Origin of the sequence: Streptoalloteichus tenebrarius (assembly GCF_024171885.1) — a bacterium.
Lineage (GTDB): Bacteria > Actinomycetota > Actinomycetes > Mycobacteriales > Pseudonocardiaceae > Streptoalloteichus > Streptoalloteichus tenebrarius.
Genome location: NZ_JAMTCP010000012.1, coordinates 1 through 17,107, shown reverse-complemented (window position 1 = coordinate 17,107; position 17,107 = coordinate 1). Strand labels below are relative to the sequence as shown.

Genomic DNA, 17,107 nt, shown 5'->3' with positions numbered 1-17,107 from the left:
CCGGCCGGCGGGGCCATACGGTGTCGACCCATGCGGTTGCTGCACACCTCGGACTGGCACGTGGGGCGCACGTTCCACGGCCGTGACCTGCTCAGGGAGCAGGAGGAGGTGCTGACACACCTCGCGGAGCTGGTGGCGGCCGAACGGGTGGACGTGGTCGTGGTGGCCGGCGACCTCTACGACCGCGCGGTGCCCTCCGGCGAGGCGGTGCAGACCTGCCACCGGGTGTTGCGGGCGATCAGCGAGGCGGGCGCGCGGATCGTGGTCACCCCCGGCAACCACGACTCGGCGCCGCGCCTGGGCGCCTACGCGGAGTTCGCCGCCGCCGGCGGGCTGCACCTGCGGACCCGGATCTCCGGGCTGGCCGAGCCGGTCGTGCTGACCGACGAGCACGGCCCGGTCGCGATCTACGGCATCCCCTACCTGGAGCCCGACCCGGCGCGGCAGCAGCTCGGCGTCGAGGAACGCGGCCACGCCGCCGTGCTTGGGGAGGCGATGCGCCGCGTCCGCGCCGACCTCGCCACCCGGCGGGGCGCGCGGTCGGTGGTGCTGGCGCACGCGTTCGTCACGGGCGGCGCGGCCAGCGACTCCGAGCGCACGATCTCCGTCGGCGGGGTGGAGCACGTGCCCGGCTCGGTGTTCGACGGCATCGACTACGTGGCGCTGGGCCACCTGCACGGGCCGCAGGTCCTGGCCGACCACCTGCGCTACTCGGGCAGCCCGCTCGCCTACTCGTTCTCGGAGGCGAGCCACCGCAAGTCGGTGTGGCTGGTCGACCTGGACGCGCGCGGCCTGGCGGAGGTGCGACGGCACGAGCTCCCGGTGCCGCGTCGCCTGGCGACCGTGTCCGGCCGGCTGGAGGAGCTGCTCACCGACCCCCGGCACGCCGAGCTGGCCGACCACTTCCTCTCGGTGGTCCTGACCGACCCGGTGCGGCCGCTGGACGCGATGCGCCGGTTGCAGGAGCGGTTCCCGCACGCCGTGCACCTGGAGTGGCACCCGGAGGGCGGCCGTGAGGCCCTGCGACTGCGGTACGCGCAGGTCGTGCGCGACCGCGACGACCACGAGATCGCGTGCCACTTCGTGGAGGACTGCCGCGACTCCCGGCCGACCGAGAGCGAGCGCGCGTTGTTGAAGGAGGCGCTGGCGGCGGTCCGGCGCGCGGAGGTGCAGCGGTGAGGCTGCACCGGCTCGAACTCTCGGCGTTCGGCCCCTACCCGCGGCGCGAGGTCGTCGACTTCGACGCGTTGGGCGCGGACGGCCTGTTCCTGCTGCACGGCGACACCGGGGCCGGCAAGACCACCCTGCTCGACGCGGTGGCGTTCGCCCTGTTCGGCAGGGTGCCCGGGGCGCGCGAGACGCTGAAGGCGGGGGAGTTGCGCTGTCGGCTCGCCGACCCGGACACGCCCACCGAGGTCGCGCTCGAACTGACCGTGCAGGGCCATCGCCTGCGGATCTCCCGCAGCCCGGAGTACGAGCGGCCCAAGAAGCGGGGCGAGGGAACCACAAAACAGCAGGCCAAGGCGTCGCTGACGTGGTTGTCGGTCCCCGGCGGCGGTACCCCGCCCGACGGAGCCACCCGGGTCGACGAGGTCGCCAGGACGGTGCAGCGCCTGCTCGGCATGAGCGCCGAGCAGTTCTTCCAGGTCGTGCTGCTGCCGCAGGGGGAGTTCGCGCGGTTCCTGCGCGCGGACACGACGCAGCGGGAACAGGTGCTGGAGCGGCTCTTCGGCACCGAGCGGTTCCTCGACGTGGAGAAGTGGTTCGAGGAGCGCCGCAGGGAGCGGAACCGCGAGTTGCAGGCGCGGCAGCGGAGCGCGTTGGAGCTGGCGGCCCGGGTGGCGCAGGCCGCAGGGGAGGAGCGGCCGGAGGAGCCGGACGTGCCCTGGCTCGACGACCTCGTGGCGCGCACCGGCGAGGCGGCGGAGCGGGCGGCGACGGACGAGCGGGCGGCCCGCGCCGACCTGGCCGCCGTCGAGGCCGAGCTGACCGCGCGCGCGGAGCTGGCCGAACGGGTCCGCCGGGTGCGGCAGGCCAGCGACGAGCTGGCCGCGCTGGCGGCGCGGCGCGGCGAGCTGGTGGCGTGGGAGGCCGAGCGCGACGCGGCGCACCGCGCGCTCCCGGTGCTCACGGCCCGACGCGGCCTCCTGCGGGCGAACGACGCGCTCGACAGCGCGCGGGCCGACGTCGAGCGCGCCACGGAACGGGCTCGTGCGCTGGGGTGGGACGGCGCGGAGGACCCACGCGGCGCGGCGGCGCGCGCCAGGGAGCGGGCCGGAGAGCTGTCCGGCCTGGTCGCGGAGGCGGAGCGGCAACGCGTCGACGAGCGCCGGCTGGCCGAGCTGGCGGAGCTGGTCGACCGGGAGCGGACCCGGGTCGCGCGGTTGGCGGAGCTGGCCGCGGACCTGCCGGCGCGGGTCGAGCGGGCCAGGGCGGAGCTGGACCGGGCCCGCGCGGCGGCCGCGTCACTGGACGGCCTCCTGACGCGCCGGGCCGAGCTGACCGCCGCCCTGCGGGACGCGCGGGCGCTGCCCGCCGCCAGGGAACGGGCCGAGCGGGCGGCGCGGCGGGCGCAGGAGGCCGTGGACGCCCACCAGGAGGCGCGGGACCGGTTGCAGGACCTGCGGGAACGCCGGCTCGACGGCATGGCGGCCGAGCTGGCCGCCCACCTGGCCGACGGCGCGCCCTGCCCGGTCTGCGGCGCCGTCGACCACCCCCGGCCGGCGAGCCCGCCGGAGGCGATGGTCACCGAGGCCGACGAGCGCCGGGCGCGGGACGAGGAGCAGCGCGCGCAGGCCGTGCGGGAACGGGCACGGCGGGAGGAGCACGAGGCGAGCGCGGAGGCGGACGCGCTGGTCGAGCGGCTGGCCGGGCGCACGGCCGACGACATCGCCAGTGAACTGTCCATAGTGGACGAAGAGTGCGCGGCGGCCACCGCCCTCGCCGAGACGGTCGAGCGGGGCGAGGCCGACCTGCGGGCGCTCGACGACGACAGCCGGCAGGTGCGCGACCAGCGGGTCGAGGCCGAGCGCGCGCTGGGCGCGGCCGAGGCCCAGCACCGCGAGCTGACCGAGACCGTCCGCCAGCGCGCCGAACGGCTCGACCGGGCCAGGGAGGGCCACGCCGACGTCGCCGAGCGCCGGGACCACCTCGTCGCGCTCGCCGAGGCGCTCGACGTCCTCGTCGAGGCACGCTCCACATTGGACTCCGCGCGTCGGCGGGTCGCCGAGCACGAGCGGGCGGTGGAGGAGGCCGTCACCGCCGCCGGCTTCCCGGACGTCGACGCCGCCCTGGCCGCGGCCCGGTCCGAGGAGGAGGTCGCCGACCTCGCGGAGCGCGTGCGCGCGGCCCAGGACCGCGAGGCCGCGGCCCGCGACGTCCTCGCCCAGCCCGAACTCGCCGGCGTCGACCCCGACCAGGTGGTCGACGTGGCCGGCGCGCGGGAGCGCGCGGACCTGGCGCGGGAGCGCTGCGAGGCGGCGGTGACCGCGGCCGCCTCGGCGGCCGGCCGGGCGCGCGACGTGGCCGAGCTGGCGGGCCGGCTGCGCGCCGCCTGGGCCGACCTCGCGCCGGCGCAGGCCGAGTACGCCGAGCTGGCCGCCCTCACCGACGTCGTCAACGGGCGCGGCCAGAACCACCGCAAGATCTCGCTGCGCTCCTACGTCCTGGCAGCCCGGCTGGAGGAGGTCGCGGTCGCCGCGACCACCCGGCTCCAGCGGATGAGCCAGGGCCGCTACTCCTTCGTGCACGCCGACGGCGCCGGGCCGCGCGGCACCAGGGGCGGGCTGGGCCTCGACGTGCTCGACGACTACTCCGGCCAGGTCCGGCCGGCCAGGACCCTCTCCGGCGGCGAGTCGTTCCTGGCCTCGCTCGCGCTCGCGCTCGGCCTTGCCGACGTCGTGGCGGCCGAGACCGGCGGCGCGGTGCTCGACACGCTGTTCGTGGACGAGGGCTTCGGCACCCTCGACGCCGGGGCGCTCGACCTGGTGATGGACACCTTGGACGAGCTGCGTGCGGGCGGCCGGGTCGTGGGGCTGGTCTCGCACGTCGAGGAGCTGCGGCAACGCATCCCGGTCCGGCTCAGGGTCCGCAAGGCGCGCACCGGCTCGACGCTGGAGCTGAGCACCGCCTAGGTGTACTGACCAGGTGTACTGACCTGAGAGGTCAGGAACGCGGCTGGCGGGTGGTTCGCCTGCGAGCGCGGTGTGGCCGCGGTGGTGATTGTCGGTGTGCGGCCACCGCGGTGGTTCGGCTCGTCGTTCGGTCTTTCTTTCGGTCTTTCCGCGGTAGGGACGGGCGTACGGTCTTTCTGCGGTAGGGGCGGGCGTAGGCCCACCCGTCGAGCAGGGTGCGGTTGAAGCGTTCGTGTCAAGTGGAATTGTCGGGAAACCGGCGAGTTGTCCACAGGCGCCTGAGTTGTCCACAGGTGGCGCTTTGTGGGTTCCGGCGCTGGGTGATGGCTCGATAGGCTGGAGCGGGGCTCGCCCCCCCAGGGCGGGTGGGGGCTGTTCTCAGGTAGGGGAAATCCGGGCGCTGGCGAGTGGGCTGCGGACCACCGGAGCGGTCGTGGCGACCTCAGTGACCTCGTGGCATTGCGCGCGGCAGGCGTGGCAGCCCTACCGGAGGGGCATCGGCACGGACTTGCCGGCGGCGCGGACGTGTCAGCTCACGGTGGGCGTGGGAAGGGCGCGGCAGGCCTCGCAGACCAGGGCGCCTCTGGCCGCCGGCGAGGCGTTCCGCTGATCTTCGCGAGTGCCGACCAAGCCTCACTTGGTGATCAAGGCCGCCGGTTGCCGATCCTTGCCGCGCCGAGCCAGGCGAGCACCACCCCCTCGGTTTTCCCGCTGCTGGACACGATCGCGGTCGACCTGCGCGTGCGCAGGCCAGGCCACGCCCGGGCTGGGCTGGCGACGTCCTTGATGGTTCACGGCTCGCTGGCGCTGACGCTGACGTTGACACGAACGCGGTCGGGGCGGGGGCGAGTCGCCCCGACCGGGTTCTGACGGACGGCGTCCCCGGGGTCGAGTGGAGGCCGTGCCGCCGGCGCGTGGGGCGCGGGCCGCCAGGCCCTAGCGGCGCGCGTCGCCCCGGTCCTCGTGCGCGAGCAGCCAGCGCTTCACGTCCAGGCCCCAGCGGAAGCCGCCGAGCGTGCCGTCCGTGCGGATGATCCGGTGGCACGGCACGAACAGCGCCGCGGCGTTGCGCGCGCACGCCGAGGCGGCGGCCCGGGGCGCGTCGGGACGGCCGGCCATGGCGGCGTAGGCGGTGTAGGAGATCGGCTCACCGGCCGGCACCTTCCGCAGCACCCGCCACGCGTGCTCCAGGAACTCGCCGGAGCGCTGGCGCACCTCGATCCCGTCGATCACGTCCAGATCGCCGGCGTGGTAGGCGCGGACCGCCGCGCTGACCGGACCGAGGTCGGCCCGCGCCACCGGTTCCGTCGTGGGCCGCAGCGTGGCGTGCATCGGCACCAGCAGCTCCGCGACGTCGGCCGTCCAGCCCGAGGCGAGCACCACGCCGTCCTGGTCGACGACCGCGGTGAACGGCCCGGCTGGAGTGTCCTCAGTGGACACATAGGTGGTCGTCATGCGCTTCTCCTGTCAGTCCTGGTCATCGGAAGGGCCGCCGCGCGCCACAGGTGCATCCCGGCGTAGGAGCGCCACGGCCGCCAGTTCCCGCCCCGCGCGGCCAGACCGTCCACATCGGACGGAAGTCCGAGGTTGGCCGCGCCACGGCGCAACGCGCTGTCGGAGGTCAGCAGGATGTCCGGCGCACCGAGCACCCGCATCATCACGTAGCGGGCCGTCCACGGGCCGATCCCCGGCAGCGCGGTCAACTCCGCCTCCAACTCCTCCGGGGCCCGGCCCACGTGCACCGCCACCGAGCCCTCCGCCATCGCGGCGGCCACGCGGCGCACCGTCTCGATCCGCCGCCGCGGGCCGGTCAGCACCTCGTGCGCCCGTTCCGCGATCACCTCGACCCGAGGGAACAGCCGGGTGAGCGCGCCGTGCGGCGTGCACAGCGGCTCACCGAGCGCGGTGACCAGCGCCGACGCCGCGGTCCGGGCCGCCGCCACCGAGACCTGCTGTCCGAGGACCGCGCGGATCACCGTCTCCGCGCCGTCGACGCTGCCGGGCACGCGCAGCCCCGGGGCGTCGGCCACCAGCGGGGCCAACGCCGGGTCCGTGGCGAGCAGGTCGTCCACCGCGCACGGGTCGGCGTCGAGGTCGAACAGCCGGCGCACCCGGTTCACCGCGCTGCCGAGGTCGCGCACGTCCGCCAGGCGCAGCGTGCACTCGACGTGCCCGTCCCGTGGCGTGACGTGCACGGTGGCGACGCCGTGCGACAGCCGGACGACGCGTGAGTAGGTGCCGTCCTCGACCTGCTCGACGCCGGGCACCGCCCTCGCCGCGAGGAAGGACAGCACGCTCTCGGCGTGGAACGGCGGGCGGTAGGGCAGGCGGAGCGTGAGAGCGCCCGGCGCGGTCCCCGGCCGCTCCCGCCGCGCGGCGGCGGCGCGCATCGCCGAGGGCGTGGTCGCGAACACGCCGCGGATCGTGTCGTTGAACTGCCGCACGCTCGCGAAGCCCGCGGCGAACGCGATCTCCGTGAACGGCATCGTCGAGGTCTCGATCAGCAGGCGGGCGGAGTGGGCGCGGTGGGCCCTGGCCAGCGCGAGCGGGCCCGCGCCCAGCTCGGTGGTCAGCACCCTGGTCAGGTGGCGCTCCGAGTAGCCGAGCCGCTGGGCGAGGCCGGGGACGCCCTCGCGCTCCACCACGCCGTCGGCGATCAGCCGCATCGCGCGGCCGGCGAGGTCGGCCCGCAGGTTCCACTCGGGGGAGCCGGGCACCGCGTCCGGCAGGCAGCGGCGGCAGGCCCGGAAGCCGGCGGCCTGCGCCGCGGCGGCGGTGACGAAGAAGTCCACGTTCCCGCGCTTGGGCGTGACGGCGGGGCAGGAGGGGCGACAGTAGATCCCCGTGGTGCGCACGGCGGTCACGAAGTGGCCGTCGAAGCGGGCGTCGCGGGAGGCGACCGCCCGGTAGGCGCGTTCCGGATCGAGGGGCACGAGCACGATCCTGCCAGCGGCGCGCCCACCCGGCTGGCGGAAATCGGACACGACCGTCGCGCTCGCTGCCAGCCCCTGTTTTCGCAGGTCGTCTCCGCGATGTCCCCTCGGTCGACCCCTCAACGGCCCCCGTGGGTCGCCTGGCCGGACACATCCCCTTCCTGGGCTGAGGCGCACCAGGGCAGGGCCTCGTGCGGGCGCGATGCCATGCCTCCCTCGGACGAGGCCGATGTTCACTCCCCCGGAGCGGCCGAGGCTGGGTTCTTCTCGTTCTCCGCGCTCCCTGCGTACTTTCCGGAGTTGTCCACAGTCACCCGATTTCCTCCACAGCCGGCCGGCACAGTCTTCGCCCGAGGGGTGATCGGCGATAGGCTGGAGCGGGGCTCGCCCCCCGGGACGGGTGGGGGCTGTCCTCCAGGTCGTCTCCTGGGGAGCCCGCCCGAGAGAGCTTCTGGTGGCTGGCCGTGCTCAGGTCTCTCGTGAACGTGGTGTCTTCGCGCCGCCGAGGAAGAGCTGCGGCGCGGAGAGGTCATCTCGGGCCGGGATCTGGCATGTGAGGGTTTGGGGCGATTGTGAGCGTTGGGCTCTGCCAGGCCAGCATGTCCTCAAGAGCCCGCTTGGCTACACGGGAAGCCTGGGGTCTCCGTTGGCGAACAGTCGCCGTGGAGCTGGTGTGTCGGGGCTTCACGCGTGGGCGAGGCGCGGTGGTTGAGGTGGGTTGGCCCAGGCCGGGGCGGGTGCGGCCGGGCGGCCCGTAGACTGGACGGTCGTGAGCCTCACCCTCGGCATCGTCGGCCTGCCCAACGTCGGCAAGTCGACCTTGTTCAACGCCCTGACCCGCAACGACGTGCTCGCGGCGAACTACCCGTTCGCCACAATCGAGCCGAACGTCGGCGTGGTGCCGCTGCCCGACCCGCGGCTGGACAGGCTCGCCGAGATCTTCGGCTCGGAGCGGACCGTGCCGGCCACCGTCTCCTTCGTCGACATCGCCGGCCTGGTCAAGGGCGCGTCCGAGGGCGCGGGCCTGGGGAACAAGTTCCTGGCCAACATCCGCGAGGCCAGCGCGATCTGCCAGGTCATCCGGGTGTTCGACGACCCGGACGTGGTGCACGTCGACGGCCGCGTCGACCCGGGCAGCGACATCGAGACCATCAACACCGAGCTGATCCTGGCCGACCTCCAGACCCTGGAGAAGGCGCTGCCGAGGCTGGAGAAGGAGGCGCGGGTCCAGAAGGACCGGCGGCCCGCGCTGGAGGCCGCGCAGGCGGCCAAGGGCGTGCTCGACGCCGGGCGCACGCTGTTCGCCGCCCAGGCCGAGGTCGACGTCACCGAGCTGCGCGAGCTGAACCTGCTCACGACCAAGCCGTTCCTCTACGTCTTCAACGCCGACGAGGGCGTGCTCACCGACGAGGCGCGGCTCAAGGAGCTGCGCGAGCTGGTGGCGCCGGCGGACGCGGTGTTCCTGGACGCCAAGGTCGAGGCCGAGCTGCTGGAGCTGGACGAGGAGTCCGCCCGCGAGCTGCTGGAGTCGATCGGCCAGCACGAGCCGGGCCTGCACGCGCTGGCCCGCGCCGGCTTCCACACGCTGGGGCTCCAGACCTACCTCACGGCCGGGCCGAAGGAGGCCAGGGCGTGGACCATTCGCAAGGGCTGGACCGCCCCGCAGGCCGCCGGCGTGATCCACACGGACTTCGAGCGCGGCTTCATCAAGGCCGAGGTCGTCTCCTACGACGACCTCGTGGCGGCCGGCTCCATGGCGGCGGCCCGCGCGGCCGGCAAGGTCCGCATGGAGGGCAAGGACTACGTCATGGCCGACGGCGACGTGGTCGAGTTCCGCTTCAACGTCTGACCGAGTTCGACGTCTGACCGGGACCAGGGCCAGGCCCGCAGCCTCTGGTCGGCATCTGTTCCGACAGTTCCGACAGTCGTGTTCCAGAGAGCGAAACGTTCTCCCGAACACGACTGTCGGCTGTAGGGGGGGCGGCTCGGTTGTCTCGGGAGCACCGCGCGAGCGGGCAGACGACGCGAGCGGGCAGACGACAGCACCCTGAGTCGTCGCGTCATGGCACGTACGACGCCCGGACAACCGCCGTGGCGTCGCCGCCCGACGACCCCGACCCATGAGACCGGGGGCCTGACGGACGGGTCTATTCGTCGCTGACCACGTCGGCGTTTTCGACGTAAGCCGCGTCCGGGGGAGCCAGATCGACGGTGAAGTCCATGTCCTCGGGGCGGGTCAAGCCCAGGAGCACCGTCTCGACACCCATCTTGGATGCCAGGTCGAAGACGGACTGCCGGACGAACGGGTACAGGACCGGGAACGCCTCCTTCTCGATGAAGGCGTTCATGGCGCTCGCCTCGACGACAGCGACCGGCTCCGCCAGTCTGAAGAAGGCCGCGGCGTCCGCCACGTACTCCGCCGCCACACTCCGCACGCTCAGCCGGAGCCGGAACCCGAGCAGGCTCCCGTCGAGCATCACCCGGAACGCGGCCTTCGGGCGCTGCTCCACCCCGGCGGCGTCGTGCTCCCCGTCGTGCGCGGGGTCCGGTTCTTCGAGCAGCCGTGCGCGCAGCTCGTAGAACTGGATGTCGTCGACCTCGGCCATGGCGCGGAGCTCCTCGGCCGACCCCACCCGGCGGGTCATCGGCGCGCGGCCCTCGGGTCACCCACCGAGGGCCCCCAGAACGCGGGGGGTCCGTCGCCGCGCCGGGCGGGGCCGAGGTGGACCGATGGGAGCTCCGAGGCCTGGACCGGCTGGGTGTTGAGGGTGGCGATGCGGCGTTGGGCTCGTCGCTCACTGAGCCAGTGGTTGATCTCGTAGTAGTCGTCCCTGCACGGGAAGTGCACGTCGTCGCACTGCTTGCCCACCCGGCGCAGCCACTCGTTCACCTCGCCCCACAGCCAGACCCCACCGTTGACCAGGTTGAACGGCTCGGGGAACGGCGTTTCGCGCAGTCGCTTGCCGTGGATCCACTGGCCGACCGCCTGCGGCGTCGTGCGGCAGCGCTCGGCGATGTCCACGCGGTTGACCAGGTCCTCGTAACACCGGCGCACGACCACGTTGGCCAGTCTCTCCAGTTGTGGCACGACGTTCTTGGCGGCCACGGGGGCGGTGGGGCCGGGGGTGGTGACGGTGAGGATCGTGGTCGCGCCGTGGGTCGCGACGAGGGCGTCGAAGTGCTCGTAGAGCGTCCACACGGCGTCCTCCGCCATCTCGTCGACAGCGAAGATCAACTCGAACGGAGCCATGCCGCCCTCCCCACCTGGTGCGGTGCGTCGACGCTACCGCCGCTGTTTCGTCCACGAAACAGCGTTCACCCCTTCCGGGGCCGCGGTCGCGCGTCCAACGCGTGGCGGTCCGGGCGCCGCGCCGCCTGTCGTTCGATGGCCCTCGCGTGGCCCTCGGGGTTCTTCGGGGTGCTGGCCACCATGATCACGCCCCGCTCGGGGCAGGGGCAGTAGAGGTACCAGCCGTGCCCCTGCTTCTCCAGGCGCCACCCGTCGCGCACCAGCTCCACCAGGACCTTGTTGATCTCCTTGTGCTGGTGGAGCTTGGTCAGGGCAACCCCCGCCTCGTGGGTGAGTCCGAAGCCCCGGTCAAGTCCGCCAGGTGCGACGAGAGGTGCACTCGGGGGGATGAGTCGATGTTACGGAGGGGAACGACGATCGCGGAGCGTGGTGGGAGGTCCAGTTCGGCGGCCGGTGGAGTGGCGGTCGTCCCCACGCCGGGGCTGTTGCTTCCCCGGGCGGGTGCGCCGCACCTGCGACCCCGGCACGGGCTCGCGCCGGGCGCGGCCCCGCCTGGGCCTCGCCCGCCCCGGGTCGACGAGAAGGGGTGCGCGCGTGAGGTAGCGCAGGTCACAGTGGGTGCGGGAGCGTGGGGTGCGCGATGGGGGGACGCGGAATGCCGCGATCGTGCTACGTAAGGTAGGAGGCGGGACCTTCCGGTTGGCCGACGGTGTCGCCGACAGTGATCCCCCCACGGGGGCGGGGTGTCCCGCGGGACGACAGGACCAGCGGCGCCGGGGAACGAGGTTGGGGATCGCGCTTCGCTTGCTCGAACGACGGGCGCTGCCGATCGCGCCCTGGCTGCTGGCCGCCTCGGTCGTGGGCGGTCTGCTCCTGCTGCTCCAGGGCGACCACCAGGCGATGTTCGACCTGCGCGTCTACCACGACGCGCCGCCGACGCTGCTGACCGACCGGCTCTACGAGTTCACCTACTCGGAGTTCACCCCCGACTTCCCGTTGCCGTTCACCTACCCGCCCTTCGCGGCCCTGGTGCTGCTGCCGCTGTCGGCGTTGCCGTGGCTGCTGGCCAGGGTGGTCTGGTACACGGGGCTGCTGCTGTGCGTCTGGTACCTGGTGCGCACCTCGTTCCGGCTGGTCGCCGGACCGAGGTGGGAGGGGGAGCGCGCCCGCTGGCAGCGCTGGGCGATGCTCACCACGGCTGTGCTGCTGTGGGCGGAGCCGATCCGCAGCAACTTCTACTTCGGGCAGATCAACCTGCCGCTCGCGGCGCTGCTCATGGCCGGGATGCTCAGCGCCCGGTCGGCGCTCGCCGGGGCCAGCGTCGGCCTGGCCGCCGGGGTCAAGCTCACCCCGGCCGTCTCCGGCCTGTACTTCCTGGTGACCCGGCGGTGGGCCGCCGCGGCGTGGTCGGCGGCGGTCTTCGCCGGCACCGTGGGGCTGGGCTGGCTGGTCTCGGCCGACCAGTCCCGGCGGTTCTGGTTCGAGCTGCTGGGCGACGCCGGCCGGGTCGGGCCGGTCGGCTCGGCCATCAACCAGTCGCTGCGGGGCGCGTTGTCCCGCACCCTCGGCCACGACGTGGGCATGGGCGCGCCGTGGATCGTCGCCGTGGTCGTCGTGTCGGGGCTCACGGCGTTCGCGCTGTGGTCGGCGGCGCGCGCGGGCGACACCCTCGCCACCCTCGTCACGGTGCAGGTGTTCGGGCTGCTGGTGTCGCCGATCTCCTGGATGCACCACTGGGTGTGGCTGCTGCCGGCCGTCGTGTGGCTGATGTTCGGCCCCCGCCGTCGACAGGCGTGGGCGTGGGCCGCGCTCGGGGCGTGGCTGGTGGCGTTGTTCAGCTACGTGATCTCGAAGCTGCTCCAGGCGCAGCCGTCGATCTGGGTGATCCCCCGGCCCTGGTACCTGTCCGCGCTGGGCTGGGTCTACCCGGCGTGCGCGGTGTTGACCCTCGTCGCCGTGGCCCTCGCGGTCCGGCCGTTGGCGACGGAGCCGGCCGGCGCGCCGGTGCCGCGCCGCCGCGGCCTGCCGACCAGGGGACCGGCCCTCGGGTAGGCGGCCGTCAGGCCAGCGCCTCAAGCACGCCGTCGATCTCCTCGGCGAGGGAGACGTCGTGCTCGGTGACGCCGCCGGCGGAGTGCGTCGAGCAGCGGAACGTCAGCGTCCGCCACCGGATGTCGATGTCCGGGTGGTGGTTGTCGTTCTCCGCGATCTCGGCGACCCGGTTCACGACCCGGATCGCGTCGGGGAAGCTGGGCAACGTGACGCTGCGGACCAGCGCGTCGCCCTCACGCCGCCAGTCGGGCAGCGCGCCCAACGCCTCGGTGATCCGCTCGTCGCTCAGCAGCTCGGTCATGCCCCCATGGTGGTGGGCGTCGGCCGGCCACGCGACCCCGGCGTAAGCTCTGCGTTCGCCACGGGAGCCCGGAGCGTCGGGCTGAGAGGAGGGCGCGCGCCCTCGACCGTCCGAACCTGATCCGGGTCATGCCGGCGCAGGGAGGCTGTCGGCGACACGCGCGCCCCGGAACGGACGGGAGGTCGGCGTGCGCCGCAGCGTTCTTGGTCGCACCGTGCTCGGTCGGTGGGCGCGGGTCGGCGGGTTGGTCGCGACGGTCGCGCTCGCCGCCGGCTGTTCGCTGGTGGGCGGCGGCGATTCGGGACAGGGGGGCGAGCGCAAGGTCGTCCTGGTCACGCACAACTCGTTCAACCCCCCGAAGGAGCTGCTGGAGGACTTCCAGAAGCGCACCGGCGTGAAGCTGGAGGTGCGGGCCAGCGGCGACGGCGGCGCCCTCACCAACCAGCTCGTGCTGACGAAGGCCAACCCCCTCGGGGACGTGGCGTTCGGGGTGGACTCCACCTTCGCCTCCCGGGCGCTGGAGGAGGGCGTGTTCCAGCCCTACCGAGGGCCCGAGGCGGACAAGGGGCCGCAGCGGTACGCCCCGCAGGGCAACCAGGACCGGCTCACCGCCGTGGACGTCGGCGACGTGTGCCTGAACGTCGACACCGGGTGGTTCCAGCAGCGGGGCGTGGCCGAGCCCAGGACGCTCGACGACCTCACACAGCCCCAGTACAAGGACCTGCTGGTGGCCGAGGACCCGGCCACCTCGTCGCCGGGGCTGGCGTTCCTGCTCGCCACGGTCGCCAAGTACGGCGAGAACGGCTACGCCGACTACTGGAAGCGGCTGCGCGACAACGGCCTCAAGGTCACCTCCGGCTGGGAGGAGGCCTACAACCAGGACTTCACCGCCGGCAGCGGCAAGGGGCAGCGCCCGGTCGTGGTCTCCTACGCCTCCTCGCCCGCCTTCACCATCGGCGACGACGGCAAGCCGCGCACGAAGGCGCTGCTGGACACCTGCTACCGGCAGGTCGAGTACGCGGGCGTGCTGGCGGGCGCGAAGAACGTCGACGACGCCCGCAAGGTGGTCGACTTCCTGGTCTCGCCGGAGTTCCAGGCCAAGGTGGCGGAGAGCATGTACGTCTACCCGGCCAGGGAGGGCGTGGCGCTGCCGGCGTCCTGGCAGCAGGCCGCCCCGCTGCCCGAGCGGTCGGCCGAGCTGCCGGCCGACGAGGTCAGGGCGGGCCGGGAGCGGTGGGTGGAGCAGTGGCGCAAGACGGTGCGCGGCTGAGGCGGCCGCGCGTCCGCCCCGCCACCCTGGCGTTGGCGGGCGCCGCGGCCGTGCCGCTGGGTTTCCTCGCGGTGTTCTTCGCCTGGCCGGTGGCCGCGATCGTCGGCATCGGCCTGCGCTCCACCGGCAGGGGACCGGGCGTGCTCGACCTGTTGACCAGCGCCGAGACCTGGTCCCTGGTCGGGTTCACCCTCGGGCAGGCCGCGGCGGCGACCGTGTTGGCGTTGCTGGCCGGCATGCCGGTGGCGTTCCTGCTCGCGCGGTGCGCCGTGCCGCTGCGGGGTCTGGCCAGGGTGCTGGTGACGATGCCGTTCGTGCTGCCCACGGTGGTGGTCGGGATGGCGTTCCGGACCCTGTTCGTGGGCTCGGGCGACGGCAGCGTGCTCGCCATCGTCCTGGCCAACGGGTTCTTCAACGTCGCGGTGGTGGCGCGCACGGTGGGCGGGCTGTGGGCGCACACCGACCGCAGGGCCGAGGACGCGGCCAGGGCGTTGGGCGCGTCGCGCTGGCGCGCGTTCACCTCCGTGGTCCTGCCGTCGCTCGCCCCGGCGATCGCCTCGGCCGCCGCCGTGGTGTTCCTGTTCTGCGCCACGAGCTTCGGCGTGGTCCTGGTGCTCGGGGCCGCCCGGTACCGCACGCTGGAGACCGAGATCTACCTGCGCACGGTGCAGTTGTTGGACCTCAGGGGCGCGGCGGCGCTGTCCCTGGTGCAGCTCGTCGCGGTGGTGGCGGCCCTGGTGCTGGGCGCGCGGGCGCGGCGGCGGCACGAGACCGCGCTGCGGCTGCGGCGGGCCACCGAGACGGCGCGGCGTCCGCGCGGCGGCGAGTGGGCGGTCGTCGCGGTCGCGGTGTGCGTGATCGCGTTGTTGATGGTGCCGATCGTCGGGCTCGTCGTCCGCTCGCTGTCCACAGTGGACGGATGGGGGCTGGCGGGCTACCGGGCGTTGCTCGGCTCCGGCCAGCACGACACCCTCGGCGGGGTGTCCGGTGTGGACGCCGCCGTCAACTCCCTGCGCACGGCGTTCGACGCGACCCTGCTCGCCATGGCGCTCGGTGTGCTGGCCTCGGTGGTGTTGTCCCGCCTGCCCCGGCGCAACCCCCGGGTCGCCGGCGCGATGGACGCGGCGTTGATGCTGCCGCTCGGCGTCTCGGCGGTGACCGTGGGCTTCGGCTACCTGGTCACCATGGACGCCCTGCCCGGCGACTTCCGGACCTCGCCGCTGTTGGTGCCCTTCGCGCAGGCGCTGGTCGCGACACCGCTGGTCGTGCGCACCGTCCTGCCCGTGCTGCGCGCCGTCGACGACCGGCTCCGGCAGGCGGCCGCGACCCTGGGGGCCGGCCCGCTGCGGGTGTGGCGCGAGGTGGACCTGCCGCTGGTCGGCAGGGCGTTGCTGGCCGCGGCCGGGTTCGCCTACGTCGTGGCGCTCGGCGAGTTCGGCGCGACCAGCTTCCTGGCCCGCCCCGACGCGCCGACCCTTCCCGTGGCGATCGCCCGGCTGATCTCGCGGCCGGGGGAGCTGAACAACCAGATGGCCTATGCGGCGTGCGCCCTGCTCCTGGTGGTCACCGCGACGGTCGTCCTGCTGGTGGAACGCGCCCGTGTGGCCGAGGTGGGGGAGTTCTGAGCCGATGGCGTTGCAGGTCGACGGTGTGACGGTCCGCTACGGCGACCTCACGGCGGTGTCCGGTGTGGACCTCTCGGTCGCCGACGGCGAGGTGCTCGCCCTGCTCGGCCCCTCGGGCTGCGGCAAGTCGACGCTGCTGCGCGCGGTGGCCGGGCTGGAGCGGCCGACGGCCGGCGCGGTCCGCTGGGACGGGCGCGACCTGGCCGACGTCCCGGTGCACCGCAGGGAGTTCGGCCTGGTCTTCCAGGACGGGCAGCTCTTCCCGCACCGCGACGTGGCCGGGAACGTGGCCTTCGGCCTGCGGATGCGGGGGACCGCGAAGGGCGAGCAGGCGGCGCGGGTGGCCGAGCTGCTCGACCTCGTCGGCCTCGGCGGCTACCAGCGGCGGCGGGTCACCGAGCTGTCCGGCGGCGAGCAGCAACGGGTGGCGCTGGCCCGCGCGCTCGCGCCGCACCCCCGCCTGCTGCTGCTCGACGAGCCGCTGTCCGCGCTGGACCGCGCGTTGCGCGACCAGCTCGCGGTTGACCTGGCCGACCTGCTGCGGCGCACCGCGACGACCGCGCTGCTCGTCACGCACGACCACGACGAGGCGTTCACCCTGGCCGACCGGGTGGCGGTCATGAGCGCGGGCAGGCTGCTCCAGGTCGGCCGGCCCGCCGAGGTGTGGCGTCGGCCCGCGTCCGAGGAGGTCGCCCGCTTCCTCGGCTGCACCAGCGTCGTGCCGGGACGGGTCGAGGACGGCGTCGTCTCCTGCGCCCTCGGCGGGGCTCCCGTGGACGGGGACGTGCCGGCCGGTCCCGTCCGCGTCGGCCTGCGCGCGACCGCGTTGCGGGTGGCGGCGGAACAGGAGGCCGGCGCGATCACCGCCGAGGTGGTCCAGCGCGTCCACCGCCGGGAGCACGCACGCCTGCTGGTGCGGGTGCCGGAGGTCGGCACGGTCGAGGCCACCGCGCCGGTCGCCACCGCCCCCGAGCCGGGCGCCTCGGTCCGGCTCGCCCTCGACCCCGACGGCCTCGCGCTCCTGCCGGTGTGATCATCTACGGTGTCCATTGAGGACGGTTTGTGTCCACTAAGGACAGTGGGTGCTCGGGTGCTCCGGGCTGACGGGAGTGCGGCGCCGCTGATCGACCTCCCGCCTGGGGGTGGTGTCGGGGAGTGGGCCGTGGGTGCGTGTGCTGGCTGTGGCGGGGTGCCGGTTGTCAACCGGTCTCACTCTTTCCTGTTGTGTTTTCGCCTGATGGTGAGGCGAGTTATCCACAGGCTCTGAGGTTGTCCACATGCTGATCTTGGTGTGTGGCGGGGCTGGTGTGCCGGCGAATAGGCTGGACGCGGGGCTCGCCCCCCGGGCGGGTGGGGGCTGTACCGGGCGAGGCGGTGCCCGGGTGGTGGGAGCCCCCGCGGGGAGGAGGGCCGCCGACCCCCGCCGGCCACCGGACACGTCTCAACCCTCGCGGGTGGCCGTCCTGGCGACCGCGACCGAGAGCCCGATCAGGACATAGCAGCCCGCGCGGAGCAGGCCGGTGAGCAGGCCCTCGGTCGGCAT

The 17,107-nt window shown here is 74.0% G+C and carries 14 protein-coding genes, 1 pseudogene and 1 riboswitch; of the genes and pseudogenes, 8 read left to right on the top strand and 7 right to left on the bottom strand.

From position 1 onward, the window contains the following. Window positions 1-30 precede the first annotated feature (30 nt). Window positions 31-1,179, top strand: coding sequence for an exonuclease SbcCD subunit D (locus tag LX15_RS13080; protein ID WP_253669826.1), 1,149 nt, complete (start codon window positions 31-33; stop codon window positions 1,177-1,179). Beyond that, the gene (locus LX15_RS13075; protein ID WP_253669825.1) at window positions 1,176-4,133 is read left to right on the top strand and encodes an AAA family ATPase; all 2,958 of its coding nucleotides are present in this window, start codon (window positions 1,176-1,178) and stop codon (window positions 4,131-4,133) included. The genes LX15_RS13080 and LX15_RS13075 overlap by 4 nt, the downstream gene beginning before the upstream one ends. 12 nt (window positions 4,134-4,145) lie before the next feature. On the opposite strand, the pseudogene LX15_RS33550 reads toward LX15_RS13075, so the two are convergent. Continuing rightward, a pseudogene (locus tag LX15_RS33550) lies at window positions 4,146-4,365 on the bottom strand (hypothetical protein); the annotation flags it as partial. 201 nt (window positions 4,366-4,566) lie between these two features. On the opposite strand from LX15_RS33550, the gene LX15_RS13065 reads away from it, so the two are divergent. Next, on the top strand, window positions 4,567-4,743 hold the full coding sequence (locus LX15_RS13065) for a hypothetical protein (protein WP_253669824.1): 177 nt from the start codon (window positions 4,567-4,569) through the stop codon (window positions 4,741-4,743). A 326-nt stretch (window positions 4,744-5,069) separates the two neighbouring features. On the opposite strand, the gene LX15_RS13060 is transcribed toward LX15_RS13065, so the two are convergent. Both LX15_RS13060 and LX15_RS13055 read right to left on the bottom strand, forming a co-directional pair. Continuing rightward, complete coding sequence (locus tag LX15_RS13060; RefSeq protein WP_253669823.1) at window positions 5,070-5,588, bottom strand: methylated-DNA--[protein]-cysteine S-methyltransferase; 519 nt, start codon at window positions 5,586-5,588, stop codon at window positions 5,070-5,072. Next, on the bottom strand, window positions 5,585-7,117 hold the full coding sequence (locus tag LX15_RS13055; RefSeq protein WP_308213461.1) for a DNA-3-methyladenine glycosylase 2 family protein: 1,533 nt from the start codon (window positions 7,115-7,117) through the stop codon (window positions 5,585-5,587). The genes LX15_RS13060 and LX15_RS13055 overlap by 4 nt, the downstream gene beginning before the upstream one ends. 718 nt (window positions 7,118-7,835) lie before the next feature. On the opposite strand from LX15_RS13055, the gene ychF reads away from it, so the two are divergent. Further along, window positions 7,836-8,915: a redox-regulated ATPase YchF gene (gene ychF, locus LX15_RS13050; protein WP_253669822.1), complete on the top strand. Its 1,080-nt coding sequence runs from the start codon at window positions 7,836-7,838 to the stop codon at window positions 8,913-8,915. A gap of 298 nt (window positions 8,916-9,213) precedes the next feature. Here ychF and LX15_RS13045 read toward each other — a convergent pair whose 3' ends face one another. The 3 genes from LX15_RS13045 to LX15_RS13035 form a co-directional block, all read right to left on the bottom strand. Further along, entirely contained in the window at window positions 9,214-9,672 is a 459-nt protein-coding gene (locus LX15_RS13045) for a hypothetical protein (protein WP_253669821.1), read from the bottom strand. Window positions 9,673-9,707: 35 nt separating this feature from the next. After that, on the bottom strand, window positions 9,708-10,316 hold the full coding sequence (locus LX15_RS13040; RefSeq protein ID WP_253669820.1) for a hypothetical protein: 609 nt from the start codon (window positions 10,314-10,316) through the stop codon (window positions 9,708-9,710). Between the two features lie 65 nt (window positions 10,317-10,381). Next, the gene (locus LX15_RS13035; RefSeq protein ID WP_253669819.1) at window positions 10,382-10,585 is read right to left on the bottom strand and encodes a hypothetical protein; all 204 of its coding nucleotides are present in this window, start codon (window positions 10,583-10,585) and stop codon (window positions 10,382-10,384) included. Window positions 10,586-11,120: 535 nt separating this feature from the next. Here LX15_RS13035 and LX15_RS13030 point away from each other — a divergent pair. Next, entirely contained in the window at window positions 11,121-12,368 is a 1,248-nt protein-coding gene (locus LX15_RS13030; RefSeq protein WP_253669818.1) for a mannosyltransferase, read from the top strand. Window positions 12,369-12,375: 7 nt separating this feature from the next. On the opposite strand, the gene LX15_RS13025 is transcribed toward LX15_RS13030, so the two are convergent. Continuing rightward, window positions 12,376-12,669 carry a 4a-hydroxytetrahydrobiopterin dehydratase gene (locus LX15_RS13025; RefSeq protein ID WP_253669817.1) on the bottom strand — a complete coding sequence of 98 codons (294 nt, stop codon included), beginning with the start codon at window positions 12,667-12,669 and terminating at the stop codon, window positions 12,376-12,378. A gap of 50 nt (window positions 12,670-12,719) precedes the next feature. Beyond that, window positions 12,720-12,829, top strand: a riboswitch (TPP riboswitch). A 27-nt stretch (window positions 12,830-12,856) separates the two neighbouring features. Between LX15_RS13025 and LX15_RS13020 the strand changes: the two genes are divergently transcribed. Genes LX15_RS13020 through LX15_RS13010 form a run of 3 tightly spaced genes read left to right on the top strand, consistent with a single transcriptional unit; the run spans window position 12,857 to window position 16,597 of the window. Next, on the top strand, window positions 12,857-13,939 hold the full coding sequence (locus LX15_RS13020; protein WP_253669816.1) for a thiamine ABC transporter substrate-binding protein: 1,083 nt from the start codon (window positions 12,857-12,859) through the stop codon (window positions 13,937-13,939). Further along, window positions 13,915-15,564 carry an ABC transporter permease gene (locus tag LX15_RS13015; RefSeq protein WP_372502700.1) on the top strand — a complete coding sequence of 550 codons (1,650 nt, stop codon included), beginning with the start codon at window positions 13,915-13,917 and terminating at the stop codon, window positions 15,562-15,564. Before LX15_RS13020 ends, LX15_RS13015 begins: the two co-directional genes overlap by 25 nt. A gap of 4 nt (window positions 15,565-15,568) precedes the next feature. Next, window positions 15,569-16,597 (top strand): ABC transporter ATP-binding protein, encoded by a 1,029-nt coding sequence (locus tag LX15_RS13010; RefSeq protein ID WP_253669815.1) that lies wholly within the window; start codon window positions 15,569-15,571, stop codon window positions 16,595-16,597. The last annotated feature ends 510 nt before the right edge of the window (window positions 16,598-17,107 follow it).

Excerpts from the sequence above, each read along its gene's own strand:
- LX15_RS13080 (WP_253669826.1), top strand. The coding sequence starts at position 31 with ATGCGGTTGCTGCACACCTCGGACTGGCACGTGGGGCGCACGTTCCAC.
- LX15_RS13060 (WP_253669823.1), bottom strand. The coding sequence starts at position 5,588 with ATGACGACCACCTATGTGTCCACTGAGGACACTCCAGCCGGGCCGTTC.
- LX15_RS13045 (WP_253669821.1), bottom strand. The coding sequence starts at position 9,672 with ATGGCCGAGGTCGACGACATCCAGTTCTACGAGCTGCGCGCACGGCTG.
- LX15_RS13040 (WP_253669820.1), bottom strand. The coding sequence starts at position 10,316 with ATGGCTCCGTTCGAGTTGATCTTCGCTGTCGACGAGATGGCGGAGGAC.
- LX15_RS13025 (WP_253669817.1), bottom strand. The coding sequence starts at position 12,669 with ATGACCGAGCTGCTGAGCGACGAGCGGATCACCGAGGCGTTGGGCGCG.
- LX15_RS13010 (WP_253669815.1), top strand. The coding sequence starts at position 15,569 with ATGGCGTTGCAGGTCGACGGTGTGACGGTCCGCTACGGCGACCTCACG.